The sequence below is a fragment of the Halomonas sp. 3F2F genome (genome assembly GCF_014897805.1).
In the GTDB taxonomy this organism is placed as follows: Bacteria; Pseudomonadota; Gammaproteobacteria; order Pseudomonadales; family Halomonadaceae; genus Vreelandella.
This window is the reverse complement of the sequence record NZ_JABUZE010000057.1, coordinates 1-15,125: the sequence shown is the minus strand read 5'-3', so window position 1 is coordinate 15,125 and position 15,125 is coordinate 1. Positions and strand designations below refer to the sequence as shown.

Annotated in this window: 13 protein-coding genes; 3 read left to right on the top strand and 10 right to left on the bottom strand. The window is 51.4% G+C overall.

Annotated features, from left to right (window positions below; genetic code table 11):
• Positions 1-111: 111 nt before the first annotated feature.
• Both INT21_RS06695 and INT21_RS06690 read right to left on the bottom strand, forming a co-directional pair.
• Entirely contained in the window at positions 112-975 is an 864-nt protein-coding gene (locus tag INT21_RS06695; RefSeq protein WP_193060412.1) for a DNA/RNA non-specific endonuclease, read from the bottom strand.
• Between the two features lie 61 nt (positions 976-1,036).
• Positions 1,037-1,312: an Lrp/AsnC family transcriptional regulator gene (locus tag INT21_RS06690; RefSeq protein ID WP_009721675.1), complete on the bottom strand. Its 276-nt coding sequence runs from the start codon at positions 1,310-1,312 to the stop codon at positions 1,037-1,039.
• A 258-nt stretch (positions 1,313-1,570) separates the two neighbouring features.
• Here INT21_RS06690 and INT21_RS06685 point away from each other — a divergent pair, with 258 nt between their 5' ends.
• A complete protein-coding gene (locus tag INT21_RS06685; RefSeq protein WP_193060411.1) occupies positions 1,571-1,885 on the top strand; it encodes a high-potential iron-sulfur protein in 315 nt (104 codons plus the stop codon).
• A gap of 79 nt (positions 1,886-1,964) precedes the next feature.
• Here the strand turns inward: INT21_RS06685 and INT21_RS06680 are convergent, their stop codons facing one another.
• The 5 genes from INT21_RS06680 to INT21_RS06660 all read right to left on the bottom strand — a co-directional run bounded on the left by INT21_RS06680 (position 1,965) and on the right by INT21_RS06660 (position 10,275).
• Positions 1,965-3,527: a SpoVR family protein gene (locus tag INT21_RS06680; protein WP_193060410.1), complete on the bottom strand. Its 1,563-nt coding sequence runs from the start codon at positions 3,525-3,527 to the stop codon at positions 1,965-1,967.
• Positions 3,528-3,547: 20 nt separating this feature from the next.
• On the bottom strand, positions 3,548-4,837 hold the full coding sequence (locus tag INT21_RS06675; protein ID WP_083006380.1) for a YeaH/YhbH family protein: 1,290 nt from the start codon (positions 4,835-4,837) through the stop codon (positions 3,548-3,550).
• A 19-nt stretch (positions 4,838-4,856) separates the two neighbouring features.
• Positions 4,857-6,779, bottom strand: coding sequence for a PrkA family serine protein kinase (locus INT21_RS06670; protein ID WP_038476995.1), 1,923 nt, complete (start codon positions 6,777-6,779; stop codon positions 4,857-4,859).
• A gap of 279 nt (positions 6,780-7,058) precedes the next feature.
• Complete coding sequence (locus INT21_RS06665; protein WP_083006382.1) at positions 7,059-8,102, bottom strand: threonine aldolase family protein; 1,044 nt, start codon at positions 8,100-8,102, stop codon at positions 7,059-7,061.
• Positions 8,103-8,253: 151 nt separating this feature from the next.
• Positions 8,254-10,275 (bottom strand): FAD-dependent oxidoreductase, encoded by a 2,022-nt coding sequence (locus INT21_RS06660; RefSeq protein ID WP_193060409.1) that lies wholly within the window; start codon positions 10,273-10,275, stop codon positions 8,254-8,256.
• Positions 10,276-10,467: 192 nt separating this feature from the next.
• On the opposite strand from INT21_RS06660, the gene INT21_RS06655 reads away from it, so the two are divergent.
• A complete protein-coding gene (locus tag INT21_RS06655) occupies positions 10,468-11,385 on the top strand; it encodes a DMT family transporter (RefSeq protein ID WP_193060408.1) in 918 nt (305 codons plus the stop codon).
• Positions 11,386-11,427: 42 nt separating this feature from the next.
• The gene (locus tag INT21_RS06650; protein WP_193060407.1) at positions 11,428-12,996 is read left to right on the top strand and encodes a GNAT family N-acetyltransferase; all 1,569 of its coding nucleotides are present in this window, start codon (positions 11,428-11,430) and stop codon (positions 12,994-12,996) included.
• Between the two features lie 78 nt (positions 12,997-13,074).
• Here INT21_RS06650 and INT21_RS06645 read toward each other — a convergent pair whose 3' ends face one another.
• The 3 genes from INT21_RS06645 to INT21_RS06635 form a co-directional block, all read right to left on the bottom strand.
• Positions 13,075-13,374 (bottom strand): MGMT family protein, encoded by a 300-nt coding sequence (locus tag INT21_RS06645; protein ID WP_038477012.1) that lies wholly within the window; start codon positions 13,372-13,374, stop codon positions 13,075-13,077.
• 27 nt (positions 13,375-13,401) lie between these two features.
• On the bottom strand, positions 13,402-14,007 hold the full coding sequence (locus INT21_RS06640) for an FMN-dependent NADH-azoreductase (RefSeq protein WP_193060406.1): 606 nt from the start codon (positions 14,005-14,007) through the stop codon (positions 13,402-13,404).
• Between the two features lie 181 nt (positions 14,008-14,188).
• Positions 14,189-15,125: alanine/glycine:cation symporter family protein (locus INT21_RS06635; RefSeq protein ID WP_193085017.1), on the bottom strand; the 937-nt coding region annotated here is incomplete at its 5' end.

The window sequence follows — 15,125 nt, the reverse complement described above, 5'->3', positions numbered from 1 at the left end:
GCTGTATGGACAAGCGTAATAGTTAACCAGAGGTTTCGTAGACGAGATTGCCTTCGAGCTAAATACATGCCCTCGAAAACGCTTTGACTTTAAATGCTTTAATTAGGCAAATTATTGAAAACGCCCAGGACGCTGAGCAACTTCATCCAATGCCCAACCTTGAGTACGCAACTCGCCTTCTAAAATAGCCTCAACCTCCGGCGTGAGGTCAGGGAAAAAATTTAGTCCCGTACGCGCTTCTATTTCATCGATAGTGACCAGATAGTCGGCTAACGATTCATTACCACTAACGTCCTGGGGCATAATAAACGCCAGCGCCAGCGGTGTGTCACTATCCGGCACCACTATAATTTTATAAAACGCCTCGGGCACTTCCACAAAACCGACCCGATTAAACACGTTATCCATAAAACGCTCAGGGAATACCGGCCCTGTAATGACCTGCAGCCGATCAAAACGTGGCGCAAAATGATCCATCACAGACTCTTCCAGACGCTGCCAAAGCTGGCGGTTCAAGTTTGGCCGCTGAGGTGTCATGTTACTCATCAAAAAGGTATCGACCTGGGCATTGCGCCCATGTACAGCCGCAATAGCGTAGTTGGGAGCCAGATGGCCGCGGTCATAGCCACTACCGGAGTAACTAGTCGTCCCTATTGGCCATAACGTGCGCCAGTCAGCTTTAAAATTAGGCCGTGGGCCAATACGAGTATCATCGGACACTGCTTCGACTTGATAACTGACCCAAAGTGGGTTTACCCGCACATCAGACCATCCCGCTAAGAAGCCATCGTTTCTCAGCACACGGTGAAACGTTGTTAGCTGAAACCCATCCCAGGTAGGCACCCCCATCCAGGTATAGTCATCCTGATGCTGACGCTCCTGAAACTCCCAAAGCCCCGTTCCTACTATGACAAAAAGCACAGCGATACCCAGGCGTTTTCCCTGACGACGCCAGCGCGAAAGCGATTTCCCCAACAGACTTACTCCCTACAATAATGATTCTGCATCCTGCTTTTTATGTCAGGTAATTTATTGGTTACCAACCCAGGGAAAACATCGTTTCTAGGTCGTGACGGGAGTGCACCTGCATCGCATTCAGCGTTTCGGTATCGCTAATGCCCTCGACAGCGTTTAGACGTTCCGTGACCAGTTCAGCAAGGCTTTCAAAATCAGGGGTCCGGGCAATAGCGACCAAATCATAGCGACCACACGTCGAATAGACTTCACTAATACCGTCTACATCAGCAAGGCGCTCGGCGACTGCTTTTACCTGGCCTTTCTCAGTATTGATTAAAATCACAGCATTTTGCATAGCACCCCCAAAATAGCGTTAACAACAATCTAATCAGCAACCAGAGGCGAGTATAACAGGCTGCTTGCCAAGACCAAGCACCGCTCAGTGACGTGGTTAATTGTCGCGCTTTTCATAAGGTTATTCGCACTAATTTTGAGCATGCGCTAGCATGGCTTAGAGAACTCCGGCTTATTAGCCTTGTCGGAGTATTAGAGGTGGTTCACCACCCAATAACATAAGCAAAAAAACGTCAAACCGTGACGCTAAGGAGACACCATGGCTAATCAGAGCCGTCGTAAGTTCATGCGCAATAGCGTAATGGGTCTAGCCGCCCTGCCATTTGGTGCTGGCATCCTGTCAAAGACTGCTTTTGCCCAGGAACTGCCTCGCCTTGACCCATCTAACTCTACTGCCAAGGCACTTAATTACGTTGAAGTAGCCAGTGACGCAAGCGACCACCCGTCCTACGAGGAAGGAGAGCTGTGCTCAAACTGCATGTTCTTTAATGCAGAAACTGAAGGTTGCCAGCTGTTCCCGCAAAATAGCGTTGAAGCAGGCGGCTGGTGCCAGTCCTGGACTGCCAAAGGCTAATGTTAGTAGCCAACTGTTCTTGGTGAAACAACCAAGCTTGACCACTACCCCGCGCTTGCCGCGGGGTAGTTATTTAACCTTAACTCACCTCTTTGTTTTCCTCCTCAATCGGCCACTGGTAACGGCGCGTCACACGCCCCTCTTCCATTGAGACCAAATGCACCGGAAATCCCCATAGTTGCTGCAAATGGCGAATCACCGGATATACGCTGCGACCAAGGGGCCGACGGTTATCTTGTACATGGTGTAACGTCAACGAACGATCCCCGCGTATAGCCGCTTCGACAACTTGAATATTGGGCTCACGCACCGATAACGCATATTGAGTTGACAGCGCCTCACGCACTCGCCGATAACCTCGCTCATTATGAATTGCTGCGACTTCCAGTGTTTCCATCTGATCATCATCAACAATTAAGAACAGCTTGAGGTCGCGTATTACCTTGGGGGATAAAAACTGCTGTATAAACGACTCATCCTTGAAGTTCCGCATTGCAAACTCAACGGTATCGCGCCACGGGCTACCCGCAATATCGGGAAACCACTCTCGGTCTTCATCCGTTGGCGCTTCACAAATCCGCTTAATGTCCATAAAGATCGCAAACCCTAACGCGTAGGGATTAAGGCCGCTGTAGTGCGGGCTATCAAAACCTGGCTGATTGATAACCGCGGCATGGGATTGCAAAAACTCCAGCATCAAGCCTTCATCAACCTTTCCTTCATCATACAAGCGATTCATCAGCGTATAGTGCCAAAAGCAAGCCCACCCTTCATTCATTACCTGGGTTTGTCGCTGGGGATAAAAATACTGCGCCAGTTTACGCACGATACGCACAATTTCACGCTGCCAGGGAGCCAAAAGCGGCGCGTTTTTTTCAATAAAGTAGAGCAAGTTCTCTTGTGGTTCAGAGGGATAAAGCCCCCCACTGTGCAAGCCTAGTGGGTCTGCATCACTGTGCAGGCTACCCGGCAGCGAAGGAATTCCATTAGGCGCATCAGGGATTGTGCGCCACAACATATTGACCTGGGTTTGCAGGTAGGCTTCGCGCTCTTCTTGACGCCTTACCTCTTCTTCAGCAGAAATAGGTGAGGGGCGCTTGTAACGGTCGACACCGTAGTTTTGGAGAGCGTGACAAGCATCTAACAATTGCTCTACTGCATGGACACCGTGGCGCTCTTCGCACTGAGCAATATACTTACGAGCAAATACTAGGTAATCAACGATGGAATCAGCATCGGTCCAAGCGCGGAACAAGTAATTGCCTTTAAAGAAAGAGTTATGCCCATAGCAGGCATGCGCAATGACCAACACCTGCATCATTAGCGTGTTCTCTTCCATTAGATAGGCGATACATGGGTTGGAATTAATCACCAACTCATAGGCAAGCCCCATCTGGCCGCGCTTATAGGCTTGTTCAACGGCAAGAAACTGCTTACCAAACGACCAGTGGTGATAGCCTACCGGCATCCCTACGCTCGCGTAGGCATCCATCATCTGTTCAGTGGTAATCACTTCTATCTGATTTGGATAAGTATCTAGGCGGTACTCATCGGCGAGCCTAGCGAGCTCCTCATCGAAGCGCTCCAACACACTAAAATTCCAGTCGGAACCGGTCGCTATTGGCTTACGGGCTACACTCATGGCGTACTCCTCGGTTCGCGTTACTGCTCTTGACTCAACCGACGTTTAAACAGCTCACGGAAGACAGGATAGATATCCCCGGCATCGACAATTTGGCGCATCGCAAACCGTTCGGGGAATTGCGCGGCGACCGTTTCATATTCATGCCACAGCGACTGATGCTCATGGGGGGTAATTTCCACATAAGCGTAGTACTGCAACTGCGGCATAAGCTGTTTAACCAGTAAGTCCCGACAAATATTCGAGTCATCATCCCAGTTATCGCCATCCGACGCCTGGGCGATATAGAGATTCCACTGCCCAGCGGGATAGCGTTTTTCGATGATTTTATTTACCAAGGTGAGCGCGCTGGAAACGATCGTGCCACCGGTTTCACGGGAGTAGAAAAACTCCTCCTCATTGACCTCTCGTGCTGCCGTGTGGTGGCGCACAAATACCAGCTCTACTTTTTCGTAATGCTTTTCCAAAAACAAATAGAGCAGTAAGAAGAAGCGTTTAGCGATATCTTTGTGGTTTTGAGTCATGGAACCAGAAACGTCCATGACACAGAACATCACTGCCTGACTCGAAGGTTGAGGTTGGGCCGATAACTGGTGATAACGCAGGTCATAGGTATCGATAAACGGTACCCCTTCAATGCGCTTTTCCAAGCGTTCTATTTCTGCCTTTAGCTCAACAATTCTCGCCGGGTTGCGCAACACCGGATCCTTGCGTTCTTCTGCAGCGAGCGCCTCTTGAGCTTCTTTCAAGGCTCGCTTAATGGGCGCGCGCATGGCAATGCGGCGCGCGTAAGCTTCACGCATTGATCGGGTAATACTGATTCGCGACGGAACCCCGTCACGCGCAAGCCCCGCACGCACCATTTTTATTTCTTCAAGTGACTTCAATGGTTTGCGCTGCAAATGCGGCAACTCAAGACCATCAAACACAAACTCCAAAAACTCCTCGCGGCTCAGGGTAAATGCAAACTCGTCGTCTCCTTCTCCTTGATTGGAAGCTCCTCCTTCGCCAGTACCATCTCCGCCGCCCTGACCACCAGGGCGGCGAATTTTATCCCCTTCTAAAAACTCTTTGTTGCCTGGCGATACGATATTGCGCGCACCACCCGGACCATGCTGAAACACCGGCTCAGAGATATCCTTGGTTGGAATAGATACCTTTTCCCCTCGTTCCATATCAGTAATGGAGCGGCGGTTAACCGCCTCCTCCACCGAGCGCTTGATATGCTTGCGATAACGTTCCAAAAAGCGCTGCCGATTGACCGCACTTTTATGCTTAGCGTTAGGCCTTCGATCAATAAAGTAGGTCATACGACCTCCCGATTATCCGCTACTGGGACTTGCGCACGCGTAGGTACCACTCGGAAAGCAGCCGAACCTGTTTCTCGGTATAGCCACGATCCACCATGCGCGCCACAAAGTCCTCGTGCTTCTTCTGATCCGACTTCGACGCCTTCGCATTAAACGAAATAACCGGTAATAGCTCTTCAGTATTAGCAAACATCTTATGCTCGATAACGCCTTTGAGCTTTTCATAAGACTGCCAGCTGGGATTCATGCCATTGTTTTGCGCACGTGCCCGTAATACGAAATTAACCACTTCGTGCCGGAAGTCTTTCGGGTTAGAGATACCTGCTGGTTTCTCAATTTTTTCCAGTTCGTCATTCAGTGACTGACGGTTCAACAGTTCGCCCGTTTCGGGATCGCGATACTCCTGGTCTTGAATCCAGAAATCCGCGTAGGTCACATAGCGATCAAAGATGTTCTGCCCATACTCGCTGTAAGATTCCAGGTACGCCGTTTGGATTTCCTTACCAATGAAATCGACATAGCGCGGTGCCAGAAACTCTTTAATAAAGCCGATGTAGCGTTCAAACACCTCCGAAGGCAGCTGTTCCCTCTCTAATGCTTGCTCAAGTACATACAGCAAATGCACAGGGTTCGCTGCGACTTCAGTGCCATCGAAGTTAAACACTTTAGAAAGTATCTTGAAGGCGAAACGGGTAGACAATCCCTGCATGCCCTCATCCACACCCGCCGCATCACGATACTCCTGAATCGACTTCGCTCGAGGATCGGTGTCTTTCAGATTTTCACCGTCATAAACGCGCATTTTGGAGTAGATGCTAGAGTTTTCTGGTACTTTTAGCCGCGAAAGCACTGAGAACTGCGCCAACATACGCAGCGTATCAGGGGCGCAAGGAGCTGCGTTAAGCGAGGAGTCTTCGAGCAGTTTTTGGTAAATCTTGATCTCTTCGGAGACCCGCAGACAGTAAGGCACTTTGACGATATAAACACGATCCAAAAATGCCTCGTTATTGCGGTTATTGCGAAATGCCTGCCATTCCGATTCGTTAGAGTGCGCTAAAATCACACCGTCAAAAGGAATTGCTCCCATGCCTTCGGTAGGGTTGTAGTTACCTTCTTGGGTGGCGGTAAGTAATGGATGCAGCACCTTAATCGGCGCTTTAAACATCTCAACGAACTCCATCAACCCCTGGTTAGCGCGGCAAAGCCCCCCAGAGAAGCTATAGGCGTCGGGGTCATCTTGAGAGTAAAGCTCCAACTGACGAATATCGACTTTACCCACTAGCGAAGAAATATCCTGGTTATTTTCATCGCCAGGCTCAGTTTTAGAGATGGCAATTTGATTCAACCGCGAGGGATAAAGGCGCACCACTCGAAACTGAGAAATATCGCCGCCCGCTTCTTTTAAGCGCTTCGCCGCCCATGGCGACATCACACTGCGCAGATAGCGCTGGGGAATGCCGTACTCTTGCTCCAGAAGCTCACCATCTTCTTCTGGCGAAAAAAGTCCTAGTGGTGATTCATACACTGGCGAGTCTTTAATGGCATAGAACGGAATACGTTCCATCAACAGCTTCAAGCGCTCAGCCAGCGACGACTTACCGCCACCGACTGGCCCCAGTAAATAGAGAATTTGCTTACGCTCTTCTAATCCCTGCGCGGCATGACGGAAGTACGACACAATTTGCTCGATAGCTTCTTCCATACCATGAAATTCAGCAAAAGCAGGATAGCGGCGAATCACCTTGTTCGAGAAAATGCGTGATAGACGCGGGTCTTTCGCCGTGTCGATCACTTCAGGCTCGCCAATGGCTTCCAGCATACGCTCTGAGGCGCTGGCATAAACCTTTGGATCACGGCGACAAAGCGCCAGATACTCCTCTAGGCTCATGTCCTCTTGCTGAACGCGGGCAAATCGGTCTTGAACGTGATCAAAGATGCTCATGGAACTCTCCTGTGGCCCATCCCCCAGCAGCTACCGCCAAGCCCAAACATCAAGCGGTGTGCAATACGAGGTGTTGCTCTATCAGCGTAGTCAGCATTAGCAAAAAGTGATGACTAAACCTTCAACGCACAATGTTTAACAATTTGAGCACAGTAGGAGAGATTAAGTTGCGTTGAATGTGCGGCGCCCTTGAAAACGCTGCTCAGAACGCACAGCGCCGCCTGAAAGACGGCGCAATGGCGGGCAACAATGCGTCTAGTAGACGCTGCTTAGGCAGTATTATTCCAGCACTTCTTTCACATCTGCCAACAGTTGATCCAGCAATTCAACGGTGGTGTTCCAAGCGCATACAAAACGCGCACCGCCCGCTCCAATAAAGGTATAGAAAGTCCATCCTTTGGCTTTCAACGCCTCGATTGCATGAGGAGGAAATTCAACGAAAACACTATTCGCCTGGGTCGGAAACATCAGGGAAACGCCAGGTAGTGCTTGCAGCCCTTCGGATAAATAACGTGCCATGGCATTCGCATGCTCAGCGTTGGTTAACCACGCGCCGCTTTCCAACAATCCTAGCCATGGGGCAGAAACGTAGCGCATTTTCGAAGCCAGTTGACCTGCCTGTTTGCAGCGGTAGGAAAAATCCTCAGCCAAATCACGGTTGAAAAACAGAATCGCCTCACCAAACGCTAACCCGTTTTTGGTTCCCGAAAAGCACAACACATCGACGCCTACCTGCCACGTTAGCTCGGCAGGGCTTGCATTGAGACCAGCGCAAGCATTGGCGAACCGCGCGCCGTCCATATGCAGGCGTAAATCGTGCTTGTCTGCCATGGCACGTATCGCGAGTAACTCTTCTCGAGAGTAAACCGTGCCGACTTCTGTCGCCTGGGTAAGCGACACCACTTTAGGCTTAGGATAATGAATATCGCTGCGTTTAGTGACCAGCGCCTCAATACCCTGGGGCGTTAGCTTGCCGTTAGCCCCCGAAGAGGTCAGCAGTTTAGCGCCGTTAGAAAAGAACTCAGGGCCACCACACTCATCGGTTTCAATGTGGGCCAATTCATGACAAATAACGCTGTGGTAGCTGCGCCCCATTGCGGAAAGTGCCAGTGAGTTTGCTGCAGTACCGTTAAACACAAAAAAAACATCGCAATCGTAGTCAAACATTTCACGAAAACGATCTGCCGCACGGGCAGTCCAACGGTCATTGCCGTAGGCCAAATCATCGGCTTGATTGGCTTCCATCAGGTATTCCATAGCCTCTGGGCAGATACCTGAGGTGTTGTCACTGGCTAAAAATCGTGGGGTACACTCCGAGGTCATGACGATAGTCCTTTTATCTGACGGTCTTACGGCGCGAGCTGGGTGCCACTCACGCCTTAATTTGTTAACTGTGGTTAACAGCTACACTGATCGACCAGTCTATCGCCATTTCAACGCTTACGTCACCCGCCTGACTCGCTTGTGCCTACCGCTAAAGGGAAGCGGCAAGACGTGTGCCTTGATCAATGGCCCGCTTTGCGTCTAGCTCAGCAGCTTCATCGGCACCGCCAATCACATGAAAGCATGCTCCCGCCTGGCTTAAAGGCGCGATAAGCTCGCGAACCGACTCCTGCCCAGCGCATACCACGACAGTATCCACCGCCAGCACCTGCTCCTCGCCATCTCGGCGAATGTGAAGGCCGGCATCATCAATTTTCAAATACTCGCAGCCAGTGAGGGTTTTAACGCCCCGTTGTTTTAGTGATGCGCGGTGTACCCAACCCGACGTTTTACCTAGGTTCTTACCTGGTTTAGAGCTTTTGCGTTGAAGCATAACAATGTCACGAAGAGAAACTGGTGGCATTGGCGGTTTCAGACCACCACGATCGCCCACGGCAAGGTCAACGCCCCACTCATCACACCAGGCTGCCACATCCATTTCAGGATGCCCCTGGTCGGCGAGCAGCTCTGAAACATCAAAGCCAATACCACCCGCGCCAATCACGGCTACGCGCCGGCCCACACGCTCAGGGTGCTCAATGGCCTCAGCGTAGCTAAGCACGCTGGCATGGTCAGCCCCTGGTAGCGCAAGTTCACGGGGAATCACGCCGGTGGCAATCACTACCTCGTCAAATTCAGCTAATGTATCGAGGGTAGCCGCTGTATTTAGGCGAACATCCACCGCATGTTTTTCTAGCATTACTCGGAAGTAGCGCAACGTTTCGTTAAATTCTTCTTTACCTGGAATTTTACGGGCGTAATTAAACTGCCCACCCAGCTCGCTACGTCGCTCAAACAGCACCACGTTATGCCCCCGACTGGCAGCGGCCACGGCGGTGGCAAGCCCCGCGGGGCCCCCGCCGACAACCGCTACCCGCTTAGGTGTTTGCGTGGGTTCGAGGGTTAACTCTGTTTCATGACACGCCCTGGGGTTAACCAAGCATGATGTGAGCTTGCCCATAAAGGTGTGGTCTAGGCAGGCTTGGTTACAGGCAATACAGGTATTAATTTCGTCTGAAAGGCCCGCCTCGGCTTTACGCACCCATTCAGGGTCAGCCAAAAACGGGCGTGCCATCGACACCATATCGGCATGCCCCTCTGCTAGCACGCGCTCAGCAACCTCGGGCATATTGATACGGTTGGTGGTGATCAGCGGGATGGATAGTGCTGATTTAATACGTTTGGTAACTTCGGTAAACGCTGCACGAGGTACGCTAGTCACAATGGTTGGTACTCGGGCTTCGTGCCAGCCAATACCAGTGTTGATCACATTTGCGCCTGCAGCTTCAATGGATTGGCCAAGTTGCACCACTTCTTCCCACGTACTGCCTTCTTCCACCAGATCAATCATCGATAGGCGAAAGATCATCAAAAAGCGCTCGCCCACTGCCGCGCGAATGCGTTTCACAATTTCGATCGGGAAGCGAATACGGCGCTCAAAATCGCCGCCCCACTCATCATCACGCTGATTGGTACGACGACAAATGAACTGGTTGATCAAATAACCTTCAGAGCCCATTACCTCAACACCGTCATAACCCGCCTGCTGGGCAAGCTGGGCACAGCGCACATAGTCGTCTATCTGCTGCTCAACGTCGTCGCTTGAAAGTGCCCGAGGCATAAACGGGTTGATCGGCGCCTGCAGCGCAGAAGGTGCCACCAGCTCTGGCGAGTAGGCATAGCGCCCAGCATGGAGAATCTGCATACACAGATGTCCGCCCGCGTCATGAACAGCGTCAACCACGCACTTATGCTCAGCTAGCTGAGACTCGTCAGTGAGGGCATTAGCCCCTTGGAACACAGCGCCTTCAGCATTAGGAGCAATGCCGCCCGTCACAATCAGGCTGACACCCGCGCGAGCCCGCTCAGCATAGAAGGCTGCTAGACGCTCAAAACCGTTGGGAGCTTCTTCTAAATTGGTGTGCATTGAGCCCATCAACACACGATTAGGCAGCGTTAAATGGCCAACGGTCAGTGGTCGAAACAGATGCGGGTAAGCGGGCGTATGGTTCATCACGGTACTCCTTTATATTATTAACAACATTCAAACAAGCGTATGACATACACCGCCTCACGTACAGTCCTTTACACCCCTTAATCTGTCACCCTTTGGCCGCCTTGCGAAACCATCAACCTTTGTGGCAAAGCACTTGCTCCTCTTGCGAAAGCACGTCACATTACCAGGCTAACGATAAGGGAACGCGCTATGCCATTGATTTACTTTTTACCGCCACTGGCCACTGTGTTGATTTGGTCAGGGAATATGACAATTAACCAATTAACAGTGGGTGCCATTGCGCCCAGCAGTATCGCTTTTCTACGTTGGTTGCTGGCACTGGCGGTAATGACACCGTTTGTGCTTCCTGCGGCATTACGTCATCGCGATGAAATACGCCGCCACTGGCCGAAACTGGCGTTGCTAGGGCTACTTGGCATGGGGCTATGGCAAGGCTTGGCGTATATGGCGGCGGAAACAACGACTGCTACTAATATGGGCATTTTGGCTGCCATGGTGCCGCTTCTCACCGTACTATTAAGCGCTCTGATCTTGCGCGAGCCGCCTACCTTAGGCGGTATTGCCGGGGGCGTTCTGGCGTTTATTGGCGTCACGGTACTGCTTGGGCGAGGCAACCCCTTGTCTCTGCTGCAACTGCAGGTAGCCATCGGTGACGCATTGATGGTGGTTGCTGCCACCTGCTACGCCCTTTACGGTGTAATGCTGAAGCGCTGGGCGATGAACCTACCCCCTTGGGTCATGCTCTATGCCCAGGTCTGCTTTGCGGTTCTATTCCTGCTGCCGCCCTATTTAATGGGTCCCATGACACCGGTAGATAGCCACAATATAGGGTTAATTCTCTACGCAGGCATTCCTGCCTCCATCATTACCACGTTCTTATGGATGCGCGCGGTGCGCCAAATCGGCGCGAACCAATCGAGTATCTTTATCAACTTAATGCCGCTATTTAGCGCCCTGATTGCCATGGCGTTTTTAGGCGAGCAGGTGGCCGGGTTCCACTTTATGGGTGGGCTACTCATTCTTGCCGGGGTCATCATGGCACAAACGCTGACACGCCCCTTGGTGCGCCCTATTGCGGCGGATAAAACGAGCAACGCACAGCAATGATACAATAGGCCACCTTCATTCGACGGCCGGGAACCCCTGAACATGTCCTTAGAAGAACTGCACCTTAATCTTCGCAACCTCACCAGCGATGACTACGACCAGCTCAAAACGCTGATGGATGCGGTATATCACGACATCGGCGGTGCGTGGCCAAAGCACACTATTGACAAGCTCATTCAGGAATTTCCTGATGGCCAAATTGCCATTGAGGACGATGGTACGCTGGTGGGCGTTGCGCTAACGGTACAGGTCGATTACGACGAGTTTTCTAACCCGCATAAATATGACGACCTGATCGGCCATCGTGAAACTATCCTTAACGACCAAGATGGCGATGCCATGTACGGGCTGGATGTGTTGATCCACCCCGACTACCGTGGCTATCGCTTAGGTCGGCGTTTATATGAAGCCCGCAAAGAGCTGTGCCGCTCGCACAACCTGCGTGCAATTCTGGCAGGTGGACGCATTCCCGAGTACCACCAGCACGCCCAAGAACTGACCCCAGCAGAGTACATCGAAAAAGTCTCTCGCAAAGAGATCTACGACCCGATTTTGTCGTTCCAATTGGCTAACGACTTCCAAGTAAAACGCTTACTGCGTAAATATTTGCCGGAAGATGAGCAGTCCCGCGGCTATGCCACGCTGTTGGAGTGGAACAACATCCTGTTCGAGCCTGCTGAGAGCGTGCTAGATACCCGCCCGACTCAAGTACGAGTGGGCGCAGTACAGTGGCAAATGCGTGAGTTCGCTTCCGTGGAAGCAGCCCTGCAACAAATTGAGTACTTTGTTGACGCATTATCAGATTATCAAAGTGACTTTGCGGTATTCCCGGAGTTGTTCAATGCGCCACTGATGGGCCTACAAGACCGCTCGGCCCAGCAGGATCAAATGGGCGCGATTCGCTTTTTAGCGGGCTTCACCGAGCGTTTTAAAAGCGAGCTTTCGCGGATGGCGGTGTCGTATAACATCAACATCGTTGGTGGCTCGATGATTGAAGTCGGTGACGATGACCGGCTATACAACATTGCCTACTTATTCCACCGGGATGGCAAAATCGAAAAGCAGTCGAAGCTGCATATCACCCCCCAAGAGCGCCGCGACTGGGTGATCGAAGGGGGTGATAACCTGCAGGTCTTTGACACCGATGCAGGTCGCGTGGGCATTTTGATTTGCTACGACGTTGAGTTCCCGGAGCTTGGCCGCCTGCTAGCCGATCAGGATATGGATATACTGTTTGTACCGTTCTGGACAGACACCAAAAACGGCTATCTGCGAGTACGCCACTGCGCCCAAGCAAGAGCCATTGAAAACGAGTGCTATGTAGTACTGTGTGGCAGCGTCGGCAACTTACCTTCGATCGAGAACCTGGATATCCAGTATGCCCAATCGGCAGTGTTCTCACCGTCAGACTTCGCTTTCCCCCACGATGCAGTGCTGGCGGAAACCACGCCTAACACCGAAATGATCTTCTTCTCGGACCTAGACCTGACGCGTCTTACCGTTGTGCGTGCCGAAGGCTCAGTCACCAACTTGAAAGATCGTCGCAAAGATTTATTTGACCTACGCTGGCGCGACTGGTCCTGGAAGTCTGGGGCTAATCTGGAAGAGTAAATTAATAACGCCGCCGAATGAACTGGCACTCAATAGTACCCAATAGTTGGGCGGCGTTATTTTTACAGCGCTTCTGGCTCAATCAGGCCAGACAAGATGGGCAGGAACGCGCCCTTTGCTATCAAACATAACGCCTTCATCGCGCAATTTCTGATGCTGGCGGTCAGCACCGCCGTGGTCGGCTAGCGTTAGCGACGCAGCAATGACGCGATGCCAGGGTAGCTGATGCCCTTCTGGTAAGTGGCGCATCGCCGAGCCAACCATGCGCGGCGTAGCGCCCTCCGTCATCGCCGCGATACGCCCATAGGTGGTTACCCGCCCAGCAGGAATCTGATCAACAATGGTATAAATTTGTTCGAGCAGTTCTGGGCGTGGCATTGTCACCTCTTTTAAATCAACGTATTACTAGAGTGTTTCGACCAGTTGATCGATCGCTTGGAACGCTTCTTTTAGCGCAGCATCACGCTGAGCGTCACCCATATTCAAGCCTTCCGCAAAGACAACATCCACATCGCTAATGCCCATTAAACCGAGCATGGCTTTAAGGTGTGGCGTTTGGCTGTCTAATTCAGTCCCTGCGTACTGACCACCGCGAGCCGCTAAAATAATCGCACGCTTACCTTCAAGCAAACCCTGCGGACCATTTTCAGTGTAACGGAAAGTTTCACCAGCGCGCAGCACGCGGTCAAACCACGCTTTCAACTGGGACGGAATACCTAAATTATACAGCGGCACCGCCAGTACTAAGACATCACTCGCCCGTAGCTCTGCCAACAGTTCGTCAGAGTGAGCTGCTAACGCTTGTTGATCGGCGTTGCGCTCGTTGGCAGGCGTCTGCCATGCACCGAGTTCTTCGATCGCAAGGTGCGGTAACGCGTTAGCCACCACATCACGCTGAGTAACCACTACATCATGAGCTTCCGTTTTGGTTTTAAAATGGTTGGCTAACGCATTGGACTGGCCGTTTTCGCCTAAAATAGAAGAAGTTACAAGCAGTGCACGTGTAGTCATGGATAATTTCCTAACGTATTAGTGGGAACTCTGGTGACTATTTTACGGCGCTTTTCGATTAAAAAAAGCGCAACGTTTCCCCTGTCTTATTCGAAAAAATCGAATACATAGACAACAAAAAGCCCCGCCCTGCGGTGCTCGCAGGGCGGGGCCTTTCGTCTATCGCATCAAAAAGTAGCGTTTATTTCCGCTTTGGCCACGCGCTAGGATCTACTTTATTTACTAATTTAGGGAATTTACTGGGATCAAACACAGGCTCTTGGCCAGCCTTCAACTGAGCGTCGTAATCACGGAACAGTGCAAAGGCAATCGGCGATAGCAGCAAAATAGCCACTAAGTTAATCACTGCCATCATACCCATGGAAAGATCGGCAAAATTCCAGATAGCACCTAAGCTAGCAACCGAGCCTACCATCACCATACCGAGTACCGCCAAGCGATAAATCAGCACCGCAATAGGCGCACGACGGCCTGCCAAGTACTCAATATTAGATTCACCGTATGAGTAGTTAGCGATCACCGAAGTGAATGCAAACAGCAAGATCGCCACGGCAATAAACATACCGCCCCAATCACCCACATGGCTAGAGAGCGCGATTTGGGTAAGCTGAATACCGTTGTTTTCTTCGCCAGCCAGCAGCTCAGGCCCAGCCATAATGATGATGGCCGCAGTGGCAGTACAAATGACCAAGGTGTCTAAAAACACGCCCAGCATTTGAATAAACCCTTGCGCAGCGGGATGGTCTGGCTGAGTACTGGCGGTCGCGGCAGCATTGGGCGCTGAACCCATACCCGCCTCGTTAGAAAACAGACCACGCTGAATACCGTTCATAATAGCTTGAGAAATGGCATACCCCATTGCACCACCGGCCGCCTGCTCTAAACCAAACGCACTCTTAATAATAGTCATAAAGGCAGCGGGCAAATCGCTGATATTGAGCGCCACCACCGTGAGTGCCAACAGCAAATACAACAGTGCCATCAGCGGCACCACTAGCTCAGCTACTTTAGCAATCGACTTCAGGCCGCCAAATATAATGGGCGTAATCACCGCCATCAGAACTAACCCCATGGCCCAGGGAAAATGCATGAAAACCCGCGCCATGATGCGGCTTTCA

What these genes read in the sequence shown, in the direction of transcription:
- INT21_RS06690 (WP_009721675.1), bottom strand. Translation starts at nt 1,312, where the DNA reads ATGCAAAATGCTGTGATTTTAATCAATACTGAGAAAGGCCAGGTAAAA.
- INT21_RS06685 (WP_193060411.1), top strand. Translation starts at nt 1,571, where the DNA reads ATGGCTAATCAGAGCCGTCGTAAGTTCATGCGCAATAGCGTAATGGGT.
- INT21_RS06680 (WP_193060410.1), bottom strand. Translation starts at nt 3,527, where the DNA reads ATGAGTGTAGCCCGTAAGCCAATAGCGACCGGTTCCGACTGGAATTTT.
- INT21_RS06675 (WP_083006380.1), bottom strand. Translation starts at nt 4,837, where the DNA reads ATGACCTACTTTATTGATCGAAGGCCTAACGCTAAGCATAAAAGTGCG.
- INT21_RS06670 (WP_038476995.1), bottom strand. Translation starts at nt 6,779, where the DNA reads ATGAGCATCTTTGATCACGTTCAAGACCGATTTGCCCGCGTTCAGCAA.
- INT21_RS06665 (WP_083006382.1), bottom strand. Translation starts at nt 8,102, where the DNA reads ATGACCTCGGAGTGTACCCCACGATTTTTAGCCAGTGACAACACCTCA.
- INT21_RS06660 (WP_193060409.1), bottom strand. Translation starts at nt 10,275, where the DNA reads ATGAACCATACGCCCGCTTACCCGCATCTGTTTCGACCACTGACCGTT.
- INT21_RS06655 (WP_193060408.1), top strand. Translation starts at nt 10,468, where the DNA reads ATGCCATTGATTTACTTTTTACCGCCACTGGCCACTGTGTTGATTTGG.
- INT21_RS06650 (WP_193060407.1), top strand. Translation starts at nt 11,428, where the DNA reads ATGTCCTTAGAAGAACTGCACCTTAATCTTCGCAACCTCACCAGCGAT.
- INT21_RS06645 (WP_038477012.1), bottom strand. Translation starts at nt 13,374, where the DNA reads ATGCCACGCCCAGAACTGCTCGAACAAATTTATACCATTGTTGATCAG.
- INT21_RS06640 (WP_193060406.1), bottom strand. Translation starts at nt 14,007, where the DNA reads ATGACTACACGTGCACTGCTTGTAACTTCTTCTATTTTAGGCGAAAAC.